The 16,339-nt window shown below is 71.1% G+C and carries 14 protein-coding genes; 9 read left to right on the top strand and 5 right to left on the bottom strand.

All coding sequences use genetic code 11. The features are described from left to right. Nucleotides 1–81: 81 nt before the first annotated feature. On the bottom strand, nucleotides 82–525 hold the full coding sequence (locus tag AC07DI_RS23400; protein ID WP_478905959.1) for an RrF2 family transcriptional regulator: 444 nt from the start codon (nucleotides 523–525) through the stop codon (nucleotides 82–84). Nucleotides 526–735: 210 nt separating this feature from the next. On the opposite strand from AC07DI_RS23400, the gene AC07DI_RS23395 reads away from it, so the two are divergent. Together AC07DI_RS23395 and AC07DI_RS23390 are read left to right on the top strand one after the other, a co-directional pair. Then, nucleotides 736–1,392 (top strand): DUF3105 domain-containing protein, encoded by a 657-nt coding sequence (locus AC07DI_RS23395; protein WP_384257052.1) that lies wholly within the window; start codon nucleotides 736–738, stop codon nucleotides 1,390–1,392. Between the two features lie 62 nt (nucleotides 1,393–1,454). Further along, on the top strand, nucleotides 1,455–2,078 hold the full coding sequence (locus AC07DI_RS23390; protein WP_478905958.1) for a DUF305 domain-containing protein: 624 nt from the start codon (nucleotides 1,455–1,457) through the stop codon (nucleotides 2,076–2,078). 363 nt (nucleotides 2,079–2,441) lie between these two features. Here the strand turns inward: AC07DI_RS23390 and AC07DI_RS23385 are convergent, their stop codons facing one another. After that, on the bottom strand, nucleotides 2,442–3,413 hold the full coding sequence (locus AC07DI_RS23385) for a hydroxyacid dehydrogenase (protein WP_478906022.1): 972 nt from the start codon (nucleotides 3,411–3,413) through the stop codon (nucleotides 2,442–2,444). A 371-nt stretch (nucleotides 3,414–3,784) separates the two neighbouring features. Between AC07DI_RS23385 and AC07DI_RS23380 the strand changes: the two genes are divergently transcribed. From AC07DI_RS23380 to AC07DI_RS23365, 4 genes are all read left to right on the top strand, one after another. After that, nucleotides 3,785–4,639, top strand: coding sequence for an ABC transporter permease (locus AC07DI_RS23380; RefSeq protein WP_384257213.1), 855 nt, complete (start codon nucleotides 3,785–3,787; stop codon nucleotides 4,637–4,639). A 29-nt stretch (nucleotides 4,640–4,668) separates the two neighbouring features. After that, entirely contained in the window at nucleotides 4,669–5,532 is an 864-nt protein-coding gene (locus tag AC07DI_RS23375; protein ID WP_478906021.1) for a carbohydrate ABC transporter permease, read from the top strand. Between the two features lie 53 nt (nucleotides 5,533–5,585). Beyond that, complete coding sequence (locus AC07DI_RS23370; RefSeq protein ID WP_478905957.1) at nucleotides 5,586–7,223, top strand: extracellular solute-binding protein; 1,638 nt, start codon at nucleotides 5,586–5,588, stop codon at nucleotides 7,221–7,223. A 123-nt stretch (nucleotides 7,224–7,346) separates the two neighbouring features. Next, nucleotides 7,347–8,402, top strand: coding sequence for a LacI family DNA-binding transcriptional regulator (locus AC07DI_RS23365; protein WP_478905956.1), 1,056 nt, complete (start codon nucleotides 7,347–7,349; stop codon nucleotides 8,400–8,402). Nucleotides 8,403–8,457: 55 nt separating this feature from the next. Here AC07DI_RS23365 and AC07DI_RS23360 read toward each other — a convergent pair whose 3' ends face one another. The 3 genes from AC07DI_RS23360 to gadC are packed head-to-tail and all read right to left on the bottom strand — an operon-like array spanning nucleotide 8,458 to nucleotide 11,487. Continuing rightward, nucleotides 8,458–9,261, bottom strand: a complete 804-nt coding sequence (locus AC07DI_RS23360) for an alpha/beta fold hydrolase (RefSeq protein WP_478905955.1) — start codon at nucleotides 9,259–9,261, stop codon at nucleotides 8,458–8,460. Then, complete coding sequence (locus tag AC07DI_RS23355) at nucleotides 9,258–10,034, bottom strand: DUF998 domain-containing protein (RefSeq protein WP_478905954.1); 777 nt, start codon at nucleotides 10,032–10,034, stop codon at nucleotides 9,258–9,260. The genes AC07DI_RS23360 and AC07DI_RS23355 overlap by 4 nt, the downstream gene beginning before the upstream one ends. Next, the gene (gene gadC / locus AC07DI_RS23350; RefSeq protein WP_478906020.1) at nucleotides 10,021–11,487 is read right to left on the bottom strand and encodes a glutamate/gamma-aminobutyrate antiporter GadC; all 1,467 of its coding nucleotides are present in this window, start codon (nucleotides 11,485–11,487) and stop codon (nucleotides 10,021–10,023) included. The genes AC07DI_RS23355 and gadC overlap by 14 nt, the downstream gene beginning before the upstream one ends. An 82-nt stretch (nucleotides 11,488–11,569) precedes the next feature. Between gadC and AC07DI_RS23345 the strand changes: the two genes are divergently transcribed. The 3 genes from AC07DI_RS23345 to AC07DI_RS23335 all read left to right on the top strand — a co-directional run bounded on the left by AC07DI_RS23345 (nucleotide 11,570) and on the right by AC07DI_RS23335 (nucleotide 15,993). After that, entirely contained in the window at nucleotides 11,570–12,169 is a 600-nt protein-coding gene (locus AC07DI_RS23345) for a hypothetical protein (protein WP_478905953.1), read from the top strand. 303 nt (nucleotides 12,170–12,472) lie between these two features. Then, complete coding sequence (locus tag AC07DI_RS23340) at nucleotides 12,473–14,137, top strand: multicopper oxidase family protein (RefSeq protein ID WP_478905952.1); 1,665 nt, start codon at nucleotides 12,473–12,475, stop codon at nucleotides 14,135–14,137. Nucleotides 14,138–14,229: 92 nt separating this feature from the next. Next, a complete protein-coding gene (locus tag AC07DI_RS23335; RefSeq protein ID WP_478905951.1) occupies nucleotides 14,230–15,993 on the top strand; it encodes an NAD+ synthase in 1,764 nt (587 codons plus the stop codon). Nucleotides 15,994–16,339 lie beyond the last annotated feature (346 nt).

Here is a 16,339-nt window from a genome sequence, read left to right as displayed (position 1 = left end):
GTTGGGGGCAGGGGGTGCGAGTGGGGCAGGGGACGGGAGCGGGAGTCGGGCTGGTGCGGTCTCTGGGAGGACTGGCCCGGATCAGTCCGCGGTCCGGGTCGTGATGTCCAGCAACAGCCCGCCCGTCGGGGCCGCCACGATGTCCGCCACCGTGAGCGGGTCCAGCGAGGCGTAGAACGCCTCCTGCGCCCTGCGCAGCGCGTCCCGCAGGCGGCACGCCGAGCTCAGCGGGCACGGTGCGCCGCCGCCCTCGCAGTCCACCACGTCGCCTGTGCCCTCGAAGGACCGCACCAGCGCGCCGACCGACGCGGTGCGGCCCGCCTCCGTCAGCGCGAGGCCGCCACCTCTGCCCCGGCGGGCCTCCAGCAGGCCCAGCTTCTGCAGTTCGGCTACGACCTTGGCCTCGTGCGTGTAGGGCACGGCCATGTCGGCGGCCACCTCACGCGTCGTGGGAGCCGCCCCCTTCGCCACGGCCAGGCGCATGAGGGTGCGCAGCGCCAGGTCGGTCGATCGCATGAGCCGCATGCCTTCGAGCGTAGGTAATGCGCATCTGCGGCTCAAATTCTCCGTCCCGGGCCTACCTGTTCTCCGTCCCGGGCCTACCTGTTCTCCGTCCCGGGCCTACCTGGCGAAGCCATCGATTCGAGAACGCTCTGTAGTACCGCCCCTCCCTCGCATTACGATCAGCGGACTCGTTCGTCGTCCCGTCCGTCCCTTTCCGCAGAAGGACACACCATGGGTTCCGCCAAGAACACGAGCAACGCTTCCCGCAAGGCCCGGATAGAGGAGATGCGCCGGGCAGAGCGCGCGCGTGATCGCCGGGGGCGGGTCCTCACGATCACCCTCAGCGCGGTCGTCGTCGCGGCGCTCGGCGTGGGTGGCTTCTTCCTCTTCGACAAGGCGTCCGACGACTCGGGCAAGGACGACGCGAAGGGCTGGCCGAAGTACAAGGTCTCGTCGGACGGCGAGAAGGTCTGGGGCAAACTCGGTCGTACGCACGTCACGAAGACGGTGAACTACCCCATGACGCCGCCGGTCGGCGGGGACCACAATCAGGTGTGGATGAACTGCAACGGCGATGTCTACAAGAAGGCGATCCCGGAGATGAACGCGGTGCACTCCCTGGAGCACGGCGCCGTCTGGGTCACGTACAACGACAAGGCGAAGCCGGCCGACCTGAAGAAGCTCGAGGCGAAGGTCAAGGCCACGCCGTACTCGCTGATGAGCCCGGTCAAGGACCAGAAGGACCCCGTCATGCTGACCGCATGGGCCCACCAGCGCACCGTGTCGGGCGCGGACGACCCGAAGGTCAAGGAGTTCTTCTCCACGTACGTCCAGGGGAAGCAGACGCCGGAGCCGGGGGCGGCCTGCACGAGCGGGCTGGCGCAGTGAGGTGGGGAGTGTCATGAGGTCGGGAGCGCAGTGGTGCGGAGCGCAGTGAGGTGGGGAGCGTCATGAGGCGGCGTACCAACTGGATCGTCGGCTGTGTCGCGGCGGCGGTCGTCGCCGGAGGCGGCATCACGGCGGCGGTGGCCGCCACGGACTCCGACTCCGGCGGCTCGCCCGCGCGCACGTCGGCCGACGCGGGCTTCGCGCAGGACATGTCCGTCCACCATCAGCAGGCCGTGGAGATGTCGTACATCGTGCGGGACCGCACCGACGACGAGGAGGTGCGGCGCCTCGCGTACGACATCGCCCAGACGCAGGCGAACCAGCGGGGCATGCTGCTCGGCTGGCTGGACCTGTGGGAGCTGCCGAAGGTGCCGGAGGGGGCGCCCATGGAGTGGATGGGCATGGGGGACATGCCGGCCGGTGAGGACGGGGCGCTGATGCCGGGGATGGCTACGGGGGCGGAGCTCAAGCGTCTCGGGAAGCTGAGCGGCAAGAAGGCGGAGATCCTTTACCTGCAGCTGATGACGCGGCATCACCGGGGCGGGGTGCATATGGCTCAGGGCTGCGTCGAGCGGTGCGAGGTGTCCGCGGAGCGGCGGCTGGCTCGGGGGATGGTGGAGTCGCAGGAGTCCGAGATCTCGTTGATGGCGACGATGCTCAAGGAGCGGGGGGCAGGGGTGAGGTGAGGGCCGGGGCGTAGTAGCGGCTTCGCTTGGGCTGGGGTCTGCGCCTGTTGTTCGTCTGTGGGGCGGGGCCGTGGGGGTATGTGCGTACTCGCTATCCCTGCGTCACGCTGCACGAACAACGGGGCTACAGGATGCTCGGTGCTCCGTTCGCACATACCCCCACGTCCCCTCCGGTGCGCGTGCGCCTGCGCCCCGGTGGGGGTTGCTCCTAGTCCCGCTGTACGTCGCAGGGCAAACGGGTGGGTGGGTGGGATACATCCGCCGCGAAGCGGCGGTCCTGTCCGCACCCGCACCCGCACCCGCAGGGGGAGACGGGGGAAACCCCCACCCCGACCCCGCCCAAGGCCCAGGGGCCAGAAAAGATCAGGCCAGGCGGAAAAGGTCCTCCCGCGACAACCGCCCCCGCAAAGGCGCCCCCGCCAGAACCCGTTCGACCTCGGACACCGCGTACTCCCCCAGCCTGCGCACCTCACTCCCCTGCGCCCCCGCGATGTGTGGGGTGACCAGGACGTTCGGCAGGCGCAGCAGCACGTGGCCGGCCGGCAGCGGTTCGGGGTCCGTGACGTCCAGGAACGCGTCCAGGCGCCCGCCCCCGCACTCCCGCGCCAGCGCCTCCGTATCGACGAGTGATCCCCGTGCCGTGTTGATGACGGTTCCGCCGTCCGGGATGAGTTTCAGCATGTCCGCGCTCAACATGCCCCGTGTCTCGGGGAGTTGGGGGGCGTGGACCGTGACGATGCCGCTGCGCCCGCACAGTTCGGGCAGGTCCACCAGCTCCGCCCCGAGCGACGCCGCCTCCGCGGGGCTCACGTAGGGGTCCGTGAGCAGGACGCGGCACCCCGTGTCCGAGGCGCGCAGCGCCGCGATGACCCGGCGGCCGATCCGGGACGCGCCGATGACGCCGATCGTGCGGGCGTCCGCGCCGGTGCGCCCGGTGAACGGCGGCCAGCCGGCCGCGTAGCCCGCCGCCGTCGGCAGTGCCCCCTTCGCGGCGAACGTGATCGCCGCGAGCGTGAATGCCACCACCGGGTCCGCGTTGGCGTCCGCCGCCGAGGAGACGGTGATGCCGCGGTCCCAGACCGCGTCGGTCACCATCGGTTTGACCGAGCCCGCCGCGTGGACGACGGCGCGCAGGCGTGGTGCGCGGTCCAGGATCTCGGGGGTCAGGGGCGGGCACTCCCACCCCGTGACCAGGATTTCCGTCCCGGCCAGGACGGCCCGCGCCTCGGGTGCCGCGAGGGGCCCCGCCAGGACGAGCGGCGCCAACTGCACGCAGCGGGCGAGGCGTTCGCGCAGGTCCGGTGGGAACACGCGCTCCGCGACCTCGTTGCCCATGGCCAGGGCCGCGACGGGCGGTCCTTCGCCGGCCCGGACTCGCCGATCCGTCCGCTCTGCCTGATCTGCCACGCGTGACCGTCCCTCGTAGTAACCGGTTACCAATCAGCGCCTGGAGGCTAGGACCAATCCGGGAGAGTGGTCAAGAGACAGCGAGGCAAGGGGGGTTGACCGGGCGAAGTAACCGCTTTAGATTCCGGGCACCTTATTCCGACGACGGAGGGGTTGCCGTGCCGACGGTGACGAAGGACCGGGCGGAAACCGAGGCGGTGAAGCCGCCCGGCAGGCGCGATAGCGGGTCAAGTGGTGAGAAAAAGGGGCGCGGTGAGCTGTGGAAGCGGTTTCAGCGCACCCGCGTCCTGGTCCTGCTCATGGTGCCGGGGCTCGTGTACTTCCTGGTCTTCCACTACGGCGCCTTCGTCGCCAACGCGGTGGCCTTCAAGGAGTACGTCCCCTTCGACGGCCTGTGGGCCAGCCCCTGGGTCGGCACCGAGAACTTCTCGCGGATGTTCGGCGACCCGGACTTCTGGCACGCGACGTGGAACACCCTGTTCATCGCCGTGCTTCAGCTGGTGTTCTTCTTTCCGGCCCCGCTGGCGCTCGCCCTGCTCCTGCACAGCCTGAGCTCGGACCTGCTGCGTCGTTTCACGCAGTCCGTGATCTACCTGCCGCACTTCCTGTCGTGGGTCGTCGTCGTCGCGCTCTTCCAGCAAGTGCTCAGTGACACGGGGCTGTTGAACACCTTCCTGAGCGACTCCGGGCTGCACACCGTCGACATCATCGGCAATCCGGACGCCTACAAGCCGCTCGTCGTCATCGAGGTGATCTGGAAGGACGCAGGGTGGGGGACGATCATCTTCCTGGCCGCCCTGATGCAGGTCGACGAGCAGCTGTACGAGGCCTCTGCGATCGACGGGGCCGGGCCCTGGCGGCGCTTCTGGCACGTCACGCTGCCCAGCATCCGGCCCATCGTCATCCTGCTGCTGATCATGCGGCTCGGCGACATCCTCTCCGTCGGCTTCGAGCAGATGCTGCTGCAGCGGCAGTCGGTGGGCCCTGAGGTCGGCGAGGTCCTCGACACCTTCGTCTTCTGGCAGGGCATCGTCGGCGGCGACACCGGATACGCCGCGGCCGCGGGCCTGTTCAAGGGCGTCGTCGGCGCGGCGCTCGTCTTCACCGCCAACCGGATCGCCCACCGGCTCGGCGAACAGGGGGTCTACAAGTGAGTACCGGTCAGGTCACCAGGCACGCCTGGATGGAGAAGCCGCGGTTCGCGACCAGGGCCGCCAAGGCGGTGGCGGTGGCCGTGGTTCTCGGGCTCGTGCTGATTCCGTTCCTCGTCATCGTCTCCACCTCACTCGCCTCCAACCGCGAGGTCGTGGACAACGGCGGCTGGGTGCTGTGGCCGAGCGATCCGACCCTGCGCGCGTACCGGACCATCCTCGACGGCGGCATCGTCACCAAGGCCCTCGGCGTCAGCGTCGGCCTCACCGTGACGGGCACGCTCTTCTCGCTCGCGTGCACCACCTTCCTCGCGTACGCGCTCGCCCGCCCCGGCGTCTTCGGCGGCAAGCCCGTGCTGCTGCTGATCCTGTTCACGTTCCTCTTCCCACCCGGCATGATCCCCGCGTTCCTGCTGGTCAAGGGCATGGGGATGATGGATACGTATGCGGCTCTCGTCGCGCCCGTCCTCATCAACGTCTTCAATCTGATCGTGCTGCGCGGCTTCTTCCAGGGCATTCCGGAGGAGCTGTACGAGGCCGCCAGGCTCGACGGCGCCGGTGACTGGCAGATCCTGTGGCGGATCGTGCTCCCGCTGTCCAAGGCGGCGCTGGCCGTGGTCTCCCTCTTCTACGCCGTGAGCTACTGGAACGCCTGGTTCCATGCATCGATCTACATGGAGTCCGGCCACTGGCCGCTGTCGCAGGTCCTGCGTACGTACGTCATCGGCGGCTCCCAGATCGCCGACACCGGTCTGAGCGAGGCCGGCCTGGTCTCCGCCCCGCAGACGACGCAGATGGCCGTCCTGGTGATCGCCACCGTGCCGATCCTGCTCGTCTACCCCTTCCTGCAGAAGTACTTCACCAAGGGCGTGCTCACCGGCGCCATCAAGAGCTGAGCCGTCCCCCAACCCGTCGTACAGAAGGGCTCATTCACGTGTCCGGTTCCTCGATGTCGCGGCGCACGCTGCTCCGCTCCATAGCCGTCGGCGGCGCCGCGCTCGCCGCCCCGTCCGTCCTGACCGCCTGCTCGACCGACTCCAGCGGCGGCGGCGACGTCTCCAACGCGGGCCACGAGGCGGCGCCCTGGCCCGCGTACATCCCGGCGAAGGGCCCCGCCCCCGACCTCGCACCGACCGCCGAGGGCGTGCAGCCCGGGTACACGAAGTACCCGGAGAAGCTCGTGCGGGCGACGGCCGAGAAGCCGGGCACCGGCAAGCAGAAGATCAAGGTCATGACCATCACCTACGGCACCCCGCCGAAGCCGGCCGGCGAGAACAAGTACTGGCAGGCCGTCAACGAGGCACTGGGCGTCGAGGTCGAGTTCACCGTCGTCCCCGACGCGGACTTCCGCGCGAAGATGTCGACGCTGATGTCGGGCGACGACCTGCCCGACATGATCAACTTCGGTGGCGGATACGTGCTCCCGCGGGAGTCGCAGTTCGTGAAGTCCCGCTGCGCCGACCTGAGCGACCACCTGTCCGGCGACGCGGTCAAGGACTACCCCAACCTCGCCAACATCCCCACGTACGCCTGGGAGGGCATGGGCCGCATCGCCGGGCGCGTCTACGGGCTGCCGATCGAGCGCGCCAAGGTGCAGGGCGCGATGTTCATCAACCGCGAGGCGTTCGACGAGGCCGGGTACGAGCCGGGCATGTCCGCGGCCGACTTCCGGGCGATGGCTGCAGAGGCGTCACGAGGGAAGAAGTCCGCGCTCGGCGCTTCCACGGTGGGCTTCTTCGGGTACCTCTACCACGCGATGTGGCACGGCGCGCCCAACCAGTGGCAGATCAAGGGCGGCAAGGTCACCGACATGTACGGGACCGACGCGTTCAAGGCCGCCCTGGAGTACATGGCCACGCTGCGCAAGGACGGCTCCTACAACTCCGACGCCACATCGATCTCCCAGGTCGACCTGAAGACCCAGTTCTACAACGGCACCGTCCGCTCGATGACGGACGGCTGGGGCGCCGCCATCTCCAACGCCCAGGGCATCAAGGACGAGTTCACCCTGGACGTCGCCGAGCCGTACGCCGTCGACGGCGTCACGCCCGTCTACCAGCAGAACCGCGGCTGTTTCGGCTACACCGTCATCAAGAAGGCCTCCAAGGACCGCGTCAGGCTGATGCTCCGGGTGCTCGACTGGCTGGCCTCGCCGTTCGGCTCCAAGGAGTACGAGCTGATGCACTACGGCGTCGAGGGCACCCACTTCACGTACAACAAGGACGGCGACCCGGTCGCCACCGAGACCGGTCTGATCGACTCCAAGACCAACCTGCCGTTCCCGTACCTGATGGACGCCCCGCAGCCGCTGTACTTCCCCGGCTTCCCCGACCTCACCGAGCGGCTGCACGCCTGGGAGAAGAAGGTCGTCCCGCTCCTCGTGCCCGACGACCACTGGGGCCTGATGTCGCAGACGTACAACCGGCAGGGCGCCACGATGCAGCAGATCATCGAGGACGGCGTGACCGCCATCGTCTCCGGACGCAAGAAGCTCTCCGAGTGGGACGCCATTCATCAGAAGTGGCTGTCGCAGGGCGGCAGGCGGTCCGGTGAGGAGTTCCTGAAGGAGTACGAGGCCGCGCACTGACCCGGCGGGCGGGCGCGCGATGATGGTCCGGGGCGGGGCGGCGTGCGGCAACTCCTCCCCGGGACCGGCGGGTTGGCCGCCGGACGATCAAGGACCGGCCGGTGGCCGGGTGAGGGAGACACAGTGGGTGAGCGGGTCACCATCCGCGAGGTGGCCGCGCGCGCGGGCGTCTCGGTAGCGACCGTCTCGCGGGTCCTCGCGGGCAACTACCCGACGTCCACGGCGTCGCGCGCCAAGGTGCTGCGGGCGGTCAAGGAACTGGACTACGTCGCCAACGCGCACGCGCGCGCGTTGGCGGGTGCCGGGCGCAAGACGATCGCGGTCCTCATGTACGACGTGGTCGGGGCGTTCTACGCGCAGGTCGCGCAGGGCGTGGAGGTGGAGGCGGCCCAGCGCGGCCGGCTCACCCTGGTCGCGTCGACGGGCAGCGATCCGGCGCGCGAGCTGGCGCTGGTCCAGATGATGCGGGAGCAGGCCGCCGAGGCCGTGATGCTGGTGGGCGGCGCCGTCCAGGACGACGAGTACCGGCAGCGGATGGCACGGTACGCGCAGGCGCTCGCGGCGGCGGGCTCCCGGCTCGTGCTGTGCGGGCGCCCCGCGCCGACGCCCGACATGCCCGCGCTGGTCGTCGAGTACGACAACGAAGCGGGCGCCCACGCCGTCACCAGCCACCTCCTGGGCGCCGGCCACCGCCGGATCGCCCTGCTCGGCTACGAGCCCGGCAACACGACCGGCGAGGACCGCCTCGCCGGCTACCTCCGGGCGCTCGACGACCACGGGGTGCCCCGCGGTGAGGCCGTCCTGCACGGGTCCGGCTTCGGGCAGAACAACGGCTACCGCGCGATGCGCGAACTGCTCGAAAGGGCGGGCGGCAGGCCCGACTTCACCGCGGTCTTCGCGGGTGACGACCGCGCCGCAGCGGCGGCGATCATCGCCCTGCGCGAGTACGGCCTGCGGGTCCCGCAGGACATGTCGGTGGTCGGCTACAACGACGACCCGGTGGCCGGGGACATCACCCCCGGCCTGACGACGGTCCACATCCCCGCCGAGGAGATGGGCCGCACGGCGGTGCGTCACGCCCTCTCCGGCGCCCCGCTCGCGGGCCAGGAACGCCACGTCCTTGGCACACACATCGTGATCCGGGAGAGCGTGCGGCCGGTACGGGGGGCACGGGGGTAGGGGGCCTGCTCCTACCTCGGCGGCTCGGTGCGGGCAAACGGGCCCCACCCGCGCATCAGGCGCCCCGCGCCCCCGCGAGGACCGCCGCCGCCACGTCCCCAGGGCGGTCCCGCATCACCAGATGCCCCGACGGCCGCGCCACGCGACACGTCCCGCCCAGGTTCGCGGCCAGCCCCCGCTGCCGGTCGACCCACCGCCGCGAACCGCCCGCGTACGCGGCGAGCACCGTCACGGGCGCCCCCTGCGGCAGCGGGAGGGCCCGCCGCAGCCCGGCGAGTTCACGCGCCGCGTCACCGTACGTCGCGTACTCCATGAGCGTCCCCCGCCACACACGGCTCCTGCCGTAGACCCACGCCCAAGGAGTCGGCGCCGCAAGCCCGCGCAGTGCGGGACCCACCGCGCGCGGCAGCCCCGCCGCGCACAGCAGCGTCCCGCACGCGCGCGTGCCCGCCACCCGCATCCCGCGCGGCACGCGCACCCGCGGCCGCTCCTCCACACTGGAGTCGACCAGGACGAGCCCCTCCGTACGCTCCGGGTACAGCCGCGCGAACGCCTCCGCGTGGAACCCGGCGAGCGAGTGCCCGACCACCGTCACCCGTGCCCCGCCGAGCCGCACCGCGTCCAGGAGCGCCCGGATCCGCTCCGCCTCGCCCCGCAAAGTGGGCGCCACGCGCGCGTGGCCGCTGAGTCCGAGCCCCGGACGGTCGAAACGGACCACCGTCCGGTGCGGGGCGAGCAGCGGCACCACCTGGTCCCAGTCGAACCAGCCGAGCCCCAGCCCGGCGCTCAGCACGCACACCGGGCCGCTCCCGACCACCTCGACGTGGTGCGGCACTCCCCCGACGCGTACGAAGGTCACCGTCGCTCCGCCGCCGTCGAACGCGCGAGCACCACCAGCCAGACCGCGATGAACAGCACCTGAAGGCGCTGCGCGATCCCCAGGCCCCACGTTCCCCGGTCGGCCTCGAACGCGGCGATGGCCGCCAGCGTCCAGCAGGTGGCGGCCAGTTCGAGGAGGACGACGAGGGCCGCCCCGGTGCCCGCGAGCGGCTGTCGCGTACCGGTGTCGCGGCGCGCGGCGACGGTGAGCAGCACCATGCCGGCCAGCATCCCGGTGACGGCCACACCGCTGCTGACCGCGTGCGCGGAGTGCGTCCAGGGGGCGGCGCCCGCACGCACGCGCGCCAGGCAGCCGGTGTCGGAGGTCGCAGCGCAGCTCAGCGGCAGCCGCGAGTCGGCCGCGGTGGCCACTGCGAAGAGCGCGATCCCGGCCAGGCCCGCCGTGGTCCAGCGCCCCCGGCGCGGCAGCCACGCCAGCGCGCCCGCCGCCGCGACGAGGACCAGGAGGCCCGCCAGGAGGTCCGCGGCGCGGAAGAACGTGCCGTAGGGCTGGTCCTCGGCGGCGAGTTCACTGACGTACGCCACACGCGGCGAGAGCCCGGTCGACAGGAACACCTCGGTCACCCAGGTGCTGTACGCGAGGGCGCCCGCCAGGAGCAGGGACGCCAGGAGCCGTACGGCGGCGGCCCGCGATCCGCGCGGCCTTCGCGAGGCCTGTGCGGGCCTGGGGGCGGTGGCTGCTGCCGTCGGAGGTGGTGGTGCCGGGTGGCCGGAGACGCTATGGGCGCACATGTGCGGACCGGTGCTCGGGGTGGATCCAGCCGGGTTTGCGGAACTTGAGGAAGGCCGCGGGCGCCAGGACACCGAGCGCGAGGAGGCCACCGCCGACGATCAGCAGGTAGCGCCACAGCGGGCCCTTGCCGAACTGGTCGGGCGGCACGAAGCCGATGGCCAGCGCGAGGAGCGAGGCGACGAAGCCGACGGTCGCGACGAGCGTCACGGCGGGCACCACGAAGCCGCGCTCCACCTCCGGCCGCGCCTTTCGCAGCCGTACGACGGCCACGAACATCAGCAGGTACGCGATGAGGTAGATCTGCACGGTGATGACGGAGAACATCCAGTACGCGCTGGAGACGTCGTCACTGAAGGCGTAGAGGACGCCGATCAGCGTGGTGACGACGCCCTGCGCGACCATGATGTTCCGCGGGACGCCCGCCTTGTTGAATTTCTGCAGGAAGGGCGGCAGATAGCCCTCCTGCCGGGAGAGCGTCACCAGCCCCTTGGCGGGCCCCGCGAGCCAGGTGAGCATGCCGCCGAGCGCGGCCATGACGAGCATGATCCCGACGACCTTCGTCAGCCAGCCGACGTGGAAGTGGTCGAAGAACGCCTGGAACGCCTGCATCAGACCGGCCGTGAGGCTGAGCTCCTCGGACGGCATCACCCAGCTGATCGCCAGGGCCGGAAGGATGAAGATCAGCAGGACGAGGCCGGTGGCGAGGAAGATCGAACGCGGGTACTCGGTGCGGGGCCGGCGCAGCGACGACACATGGACGCCGTTCATCTCCATGCCCGCGTAGGAGAGGAAGTTGTTGACGATGAGGACCAGGCTGGCGAGGCCGGTCCACGGGGGCAGCCAGTGGTCGGGGCTCATGGGGGCGGCGGAGGCGTTGCCCTGTCCCAGGAAGACGATGCCGAGGACGACGAGGGCGACGCCGGGCACGAGGGTGCCGATGACGAGCCCCAGGGAGGAGAGCCCGGCGACCGTCCTGGTCCCCCGGCACGTGATCCACACGCCCGTCCAGTAGATGACGACGATGACGATCGCCACGTAGAGGCCGTTCTCGGCGAGGCTCGGATGGATGACATACGCGAACGTCGAGGCGACGTAGGCGAGCAGGCTCGGGTAGTACGCGATGGTCATGGCGAACTGGCACCACACGGCGACGAACCCGAGCGGCTTGCCCAGCGCCTCGCTGACCCACCGGTAGATGCCGCCGGACCAGCCGGAGGCGAGCTCGGCGCCGACGAGGGCGGTGGGGAGCAGGAAGACGACGGCGGGCAGGAGGTAGAGGAAGACGGCGGCCAGCCCGTAGATGGCCATCGAGGGCGAGGGGCGCAGGCTGGCCACGGACGCGGTGGTCATGAGGGCGAGCGTCACCCACGAGATGAACTGGCGCGGGATGGCGGGGTCCGGCTCGGGCAGGGCCCGTTCGCCGGTCTGTACCGGTTCGTCCTGACTCGTCATGCGCTCCATGATCGTCGGAATGCGAATGGTCCGCATGTTGCGCGTATACCCGGCGGGGGTAGGGGGCGGTAGGGTTTCCCGCATGGCGAGGACGAGGGGCCGCACGGGGCACGGGCAGTTGCTGCTGCTCGCCGCGCTGCTTTTCGGGATCGTGACGATGCATACGTTGGGGCACCCTTCGGGGCATCCGCCGGATCGTCCGTCGGGGCATTCGTCGGGGCGTCCGTCGGGGCATCCGTCGGGGCATCCGTGGGGCGGGCATGACGGGGGCTCCGCCGTCGCGTCGGCGCCGATGGGCCCGGCGGTGTCGTCGGTGGTGTCGTCGGCCCTGTCGTCACCGATGTCGTCACCGACACGGCACGACATGGGTACGGCGCCCGCCGCCGCCCCGCACGACGTCGGCCCCGGTGCGCTCCTGCCCGCGGAGGACCGTGCCGCCGCCGTCATGGAGAAATCCGCGTCCGCCCCGGAGCCGCACGGCGGCATGAGCATGGATCCGCTGTCCGTGTGCCTGGCGGTGCTCGGCGCCTTCACGCTCCTGCTGCTCGTACGGGCCGGACTGCTCCGGCCGGGCGGGACGCTCGCCCTGCTGCCCGCGCCCTGGCGGCTCCCGCATGCCCTGCGGCCCAATCCGCCGCCGCCTCGGATACTTCTCGCCCGTCTGTCGGTGCTGCGCATTTAGAGCCTGTGTCATATCCCCGGTCGGATCAGTGGGCGTCGTCTGGTGCGTGCGATCGCAAGGCGCCGGGAAGTCCTCGTAGCAGAGCTACTAGGGCTTTTCGGCAACGCGGCGAGCGTGCGTGCCAGGCGGCGACCACCCGGCCGGGGATATGACACAGGCTCTTAGACCCGCGCACCGGCTGCTTCGCGCTGCCCGCGCGATACGTGCCCTTCCGGTGGGAACCCCCGGGGGCCGAGCGGTGTACCAGAAGCAGCAGATGCGCCCGTTCACACGCACACCACCACGACGAGGTGTCACTCAGTCATGCGAAAAGAAGCTCCGCACACCCCTTCACGCCGCACCGTGCTCGGCGCCGCGGCGGCCGTCGCCGGGACGGGAATCCTGACGGCGTGCTCCGGCTCGGAGCCGGGCGCCGGCCACGGCGGCCACGGCGGCCACGGCCGGGGCGGCGCGTCCGCCCCCGGGGGTTACGTGGATCCGGCGGGCCTGGAGGTCGCGGCCGCCGAGAAGAGGCGCGGCAAGGGCGGCCGGGTCCGCGAGGTGCGGCTGACGGCCGTGGAGTCCCGGCTCGACCTGGGCGGCCCCACGGTGAGGACCTGGGCGTACGGGGACCGGCTCCCCGGCAAGGAGGTCCGTGTCACCGCGGGCGACACCCTCGCCCTCACCCTCGCCAACCACCTCCCGCAGGCCACATCCCTGCACTGGCACGGCATCGCCCTGCGCAACGACATGGACGGCGTCCCCGGCCTCACCCAGAAGGCCATCGCCCCCGGAGCGGACTTCACCTACCGCTTCACGGTGCCGGACCCGGGGACGTACTGGTTCCACCCGCACTCCGGCACGCAGCAGGACCGCGGGTTGTACGCGCCCCTGATCGTCGAGGACCCGAAGGAGCCCCTGCGGTACGACAAGGAGTGGGTGGTCGTCCTGGACGACTGGGTCGACGGGGTGGACGGCTCGACGCCGGACGCCGTACTGGCGGAACTGAGCAAGGGGATGGCCGACCACGGCGGTGGCGGCGGTGGCGGCGGTCACGACATGGGCCACGGCGGTCACGACATGTCGAGCATGTCACTGCGGACGGACCGCTCCCCGAGCCCGAAGCGCCCCGCGGCCTCCGCCGACTCCCCCGGCCCCTCCCGGATGATGATGGGCGCCAGGAGCGACCTCCTTGGCGGCGACGCGGGCGACGTGGCCTACCCCCACCACCTCATCAACGGGCGTACGGCGAAGGCACCTTCGCAGTTCCGCGCCCGCCCCGGCGACCGCATCCGCCTGCGCATCATCAACGCCGGCGGCGACACGGCCTACCGCGTGGCACTCGGCGGCCACGAGATGACGGTGACGCACACGGACGGCTCCCCCGTGCGGCACGCGAAGACCGACGCGCTGCTTCTGGGCATGGGCGAGCGGTACGACGTACTGGTCACCGCCAAGGACGGTGTCTTCCCGCTGACGGCACTGGCCGAGGGCAAGAGGGCGGCGGCCCTCGCGCTGCTCCGCACGGGTGGCGGCTCCGCGCCGGCGGCATCGACCCGCCCGAAGGAGCTGACGGGCCGCCTCCTCACCGCGGACCGCCTCAGGTCGCACGAGTCGGTCGCCCTGCCCGGCCGCGAACCGGACCGCACGATCGAGCTCCGCCTGACGGGCGGCATGGCCGCGTACGACTGGGCCTTCGACAAGAAGCCCTACTCCCCCGGCCGGCGTCACCCCGTCCGCTCCGGCGAGCGGGTCCGCCTCACCTTCGCCAACGCGACCACGATGTGGCACCCCGTCCACCTCCACGGCCACACCTTCGCGCTGGCGAACGTGCGGGGCGGCCCCCGCAAGGACACCGCGATCGTCCTGCCGAACGGCACGCTGTCGGTGGACTTCGAGGCGGACAACCCCGGCCTGTGGATGATCCACTGCCACAACGTCTACCACGCGGAGGCGGGGATGATGACGGTGCTCGGCTATCGCGGGTAGTCGTCGCTCCGGGGGCACGGGGCGCCCCGCGCGGGGCGCCCCGTGCCCTCCCGCCCAGGCATCGCGTCGCTCTGACGATTACACTGGGGCGCGTGCCTCAACTACGCCTCGCTCTGAATCAGATCGACTCGACCGTCGGCGATCTCGCCGGGAACGCCGAGGCGATCGTCCACTGGACCCGGCACTCCGCCGAGCAGGGGGCGCATCTCGTCGCGTTCCCCGAGATGGTGCTGACCGGGTATCCCGTCGAGGACCTCGCTCTGCGTTCGTCCTTCGTCCAGGCCTCGCGGGAGGCGCTGCGCGCGCTCGCCGTGCGGCTGCGGGACGAGGGGTTCGGGGAGTTGCCGGTCGTCGTCGGCTATCTCGACCACACCGAGGAGGCCAAGCCGAAGTTCGGCCAGCCCGCGGGGGCCCCGCGCAACGCGGGAGCCGTGCTGCACCGCGGCGAGGCCGTCCTGACCTACTCCAAGCACCACCTGCCCAACTACGGCGTCTTCGACGAGTTCCGCTACTTCGTGCCGGGTGAGACGCTGCCGGTCGTGCGGGTGCACGGCGTCGACGTGGCGCTCGCCATCTGCGAGGACCTCTGGCAGGACGGCGGGCGCGTGCCGGCCACCCGCAGCGCGGGCGCGGGCCTGCTGCTCTCCATCAACGCCTCGCCATACGAGCAGAACAAGGACGACCAGCGTCTGGAGCTCGTGCGCAAGCGCGCCCAGGAGGCCGGCTGCACCACCGCGTATCTCGCGATGATCGGCGGTCAGGACGAGCTGGTCTTCGACGGTGACTCGATCGTCGTCGACAAGAACGGCGAAGTCATCGCGCGTGCCCCGCAGTTCTCCGAGGGGTGCATCGTGCTGGACCTGGAGCTGCCGGCCGCCGCCCCCGTACCGCCGTCCGGTGTCGTGGACGACGGGCTGCGCATCGAGCATGTCACGCTCTCCGAGGAGCCCCTCCCCGCGTACGACGCCGAGCTCACCGGCGGGTACGCCGAGCGGCTCGACGACGACGAGGAGGTGTACTCGGCGCTCGTCGTGGGCCTGCGCGCGTACGCCGCGAAGAACGGTTTCAGCAGCGTCCTGATCGGCCTCTCCGGCGGCATCGACTCGGCGCTCACCGCCGCCATCGCCTGCGACGCGCTCGGCGCGCAGAACGTGTACGGCGTCGCCATGCCCTCCCGCTACTCCTCCGACCACTCCATCGGCGACGCGGAGGAGCTGGCCCGGCGCACCGGTCTCAACTTCAGGACCGTGCCGATCGCGCCGATGTTCGACGCGTACATGGGGTCCCTCGGGCTCACCGGACTCGCCGAGGAGAACCTCCAGTCGCGGCTGCGCGGCACGATGCTGATGGCGCTCTCCAACCAGGAGGGGCACATCGTGCTCGCGCCGGGCAACAAGTCCGAGCTTGCGGTCGGCTACTCGACGCTCTACGGCGACTCCGTCGGCGCGTACGGCCCGATCAAGGACGTCTACAAGACGGCGATCTTCCGGCTCGCCGAGTGGCGCAACCGTGCGGCGCGGGAGCGGGGCCAGACGCCGCCGATCCCCGAGAACTCCATCACCAAGCCGCCGAGCGCCGAGCTCCGCCCCGACCAGGTCGACACGGACTCGCTACCCGACTATCCGGTCCTCGACGCGATCCTGGAGCTCTACGTCGACCGGGACCAGGGCGCAGACGCGATCGTGGCCGCGAGCTACGACCGGGAGCTGGTCGTCAAGACGCTGCGGATGGTGGACACGGCGGAGTACAAGCGGCGGCAGTATCCGCCGGGGACGAAGATCTCCGCGAAGGGCTTCGGCAAGGACCGTCGACTGCCGATCACGAATCGGTGGCGGGAGGCGGTCGTCGGCGACTGAGGGTGGGTGCCGGTGCCCTGTCCCGCCGCTGCGCGGCGGATTGGGCCGTTTCCCTCGCGGTCTGCTTTCGCCCTGCGGGCGGTGGGGACCCTTGCTTGCCCGCCGCTGCGCGGCGGAGTTATCCCACCCGCCCACCCGTTTGCCCCGCACCGAATGGGACCGTAGGGGCACCTACCGCACCTGACGTCGCCGGGTGAACGGGTGGGCGGGTGGGGAAAATCCGCCGCGAAGCGGCGGGCAAGGAAGGACCCAGCCGTCGCCCGGCGGGAATCCGGCACACATCCGCCACGCAGCGGCGAGCCAGGACACCCCCAGCGGCCCAGCGAGGAACCCGCACGCACCCGCC

The organism is Streptomyces sp. NPDC044106, from assembly GCF_056433985.1.
Note: the sequence above shows the minus strand (reverse complement) of the source record. Positions and strands in the feature narration are given on the sequence as shown.

What these genes read in the sequence shown, in the direction of transcription:
- AC07DI_RS23400 (WP_478905959.1), bottom strand. Translation starts at nt 525, where the DNA reads ATGCGGCTCATGCGATCGACCGACCTGGCGCTGCGCACCCTCATGCGC.
- AC07DI_RS23395 (WP_384257052.1), top strand. Translation starts at nt 736, where the DNA reads ATGGGTTCCGCCAAGAACACGAGCAACGCTTCCCGCAAGGCCCGGATA.
- AC07DI_RS23390 (WP_478905958.1), top strand. Translation starts at nt 1,455, where the DNA reads ATGAGGCGGCGTACCAACTGGATCGTCGGCTGTGTCGCGGCGGCGGTC.
- AC07DI_RS23385 (WP_478906022.1), bottom strand. Translation starts at nt 3,413, where the DNA reads ATGGGCAACGAGGTCGCGGAGCGCGTGTTCCCACCGGACCTGCGCGAA.
- AC07DI_RS23380 (WP_384257213.1), top strand. Translation starts at nt 3,785, where the DNA reads ATGGTGCCGGGGCTCGTGTACTTCCTGGTCTTCCACTACGGCGCCTTC.
- AC07DI_RS23375 (WP_478906021.1), top strand. Translation starts at nt 4,669, where the DNA reads ATGGAGAAGCCGCGGTTCGCGACCAGGGCCGCCAAGGCGGTGGCGGTG.
- AC07DI_RS23370 (WP_478905957.1), top strand. Translation starts at nt 5,586, where the DNA reads ATGTCGCGGCGCACGCTGCTCCGCTCCATAGCCGTCGGCGGCGCCGCG.
- AC07DI_RS23355 (WP_478905954.1), bottom strand. Translation starts at nt 10,034, where the DNA reads ATGTGCGCCCATAGCGTCTCCGGCCACCCGGCACCACCACCTCCGACG.
- gadC (WP_478906020.1), bottom strand. Translation starts at nt 11,487, where the DNA reads ATGACGAGTCAGGACGAACCGGTACAGACCGGCGAACGGGCCCTGCCC.
- AC07DI_RS23345 (WP_478905953.1), top strand. Translation starts at nt 11,570, where the DNA reads ATGGCGAGGACGAGGGGCCGCACGGGGCACGGGCAGTTGCTGCTGCTC.
- AC07DI_RS23340 (WP_478905952.1), top strand. Translation starts at nt 12,473, where the DNA reads ATGCGAAAAGAAGCTCCGCACACCCCTTCACGCCGCACCGTGCTCGGC.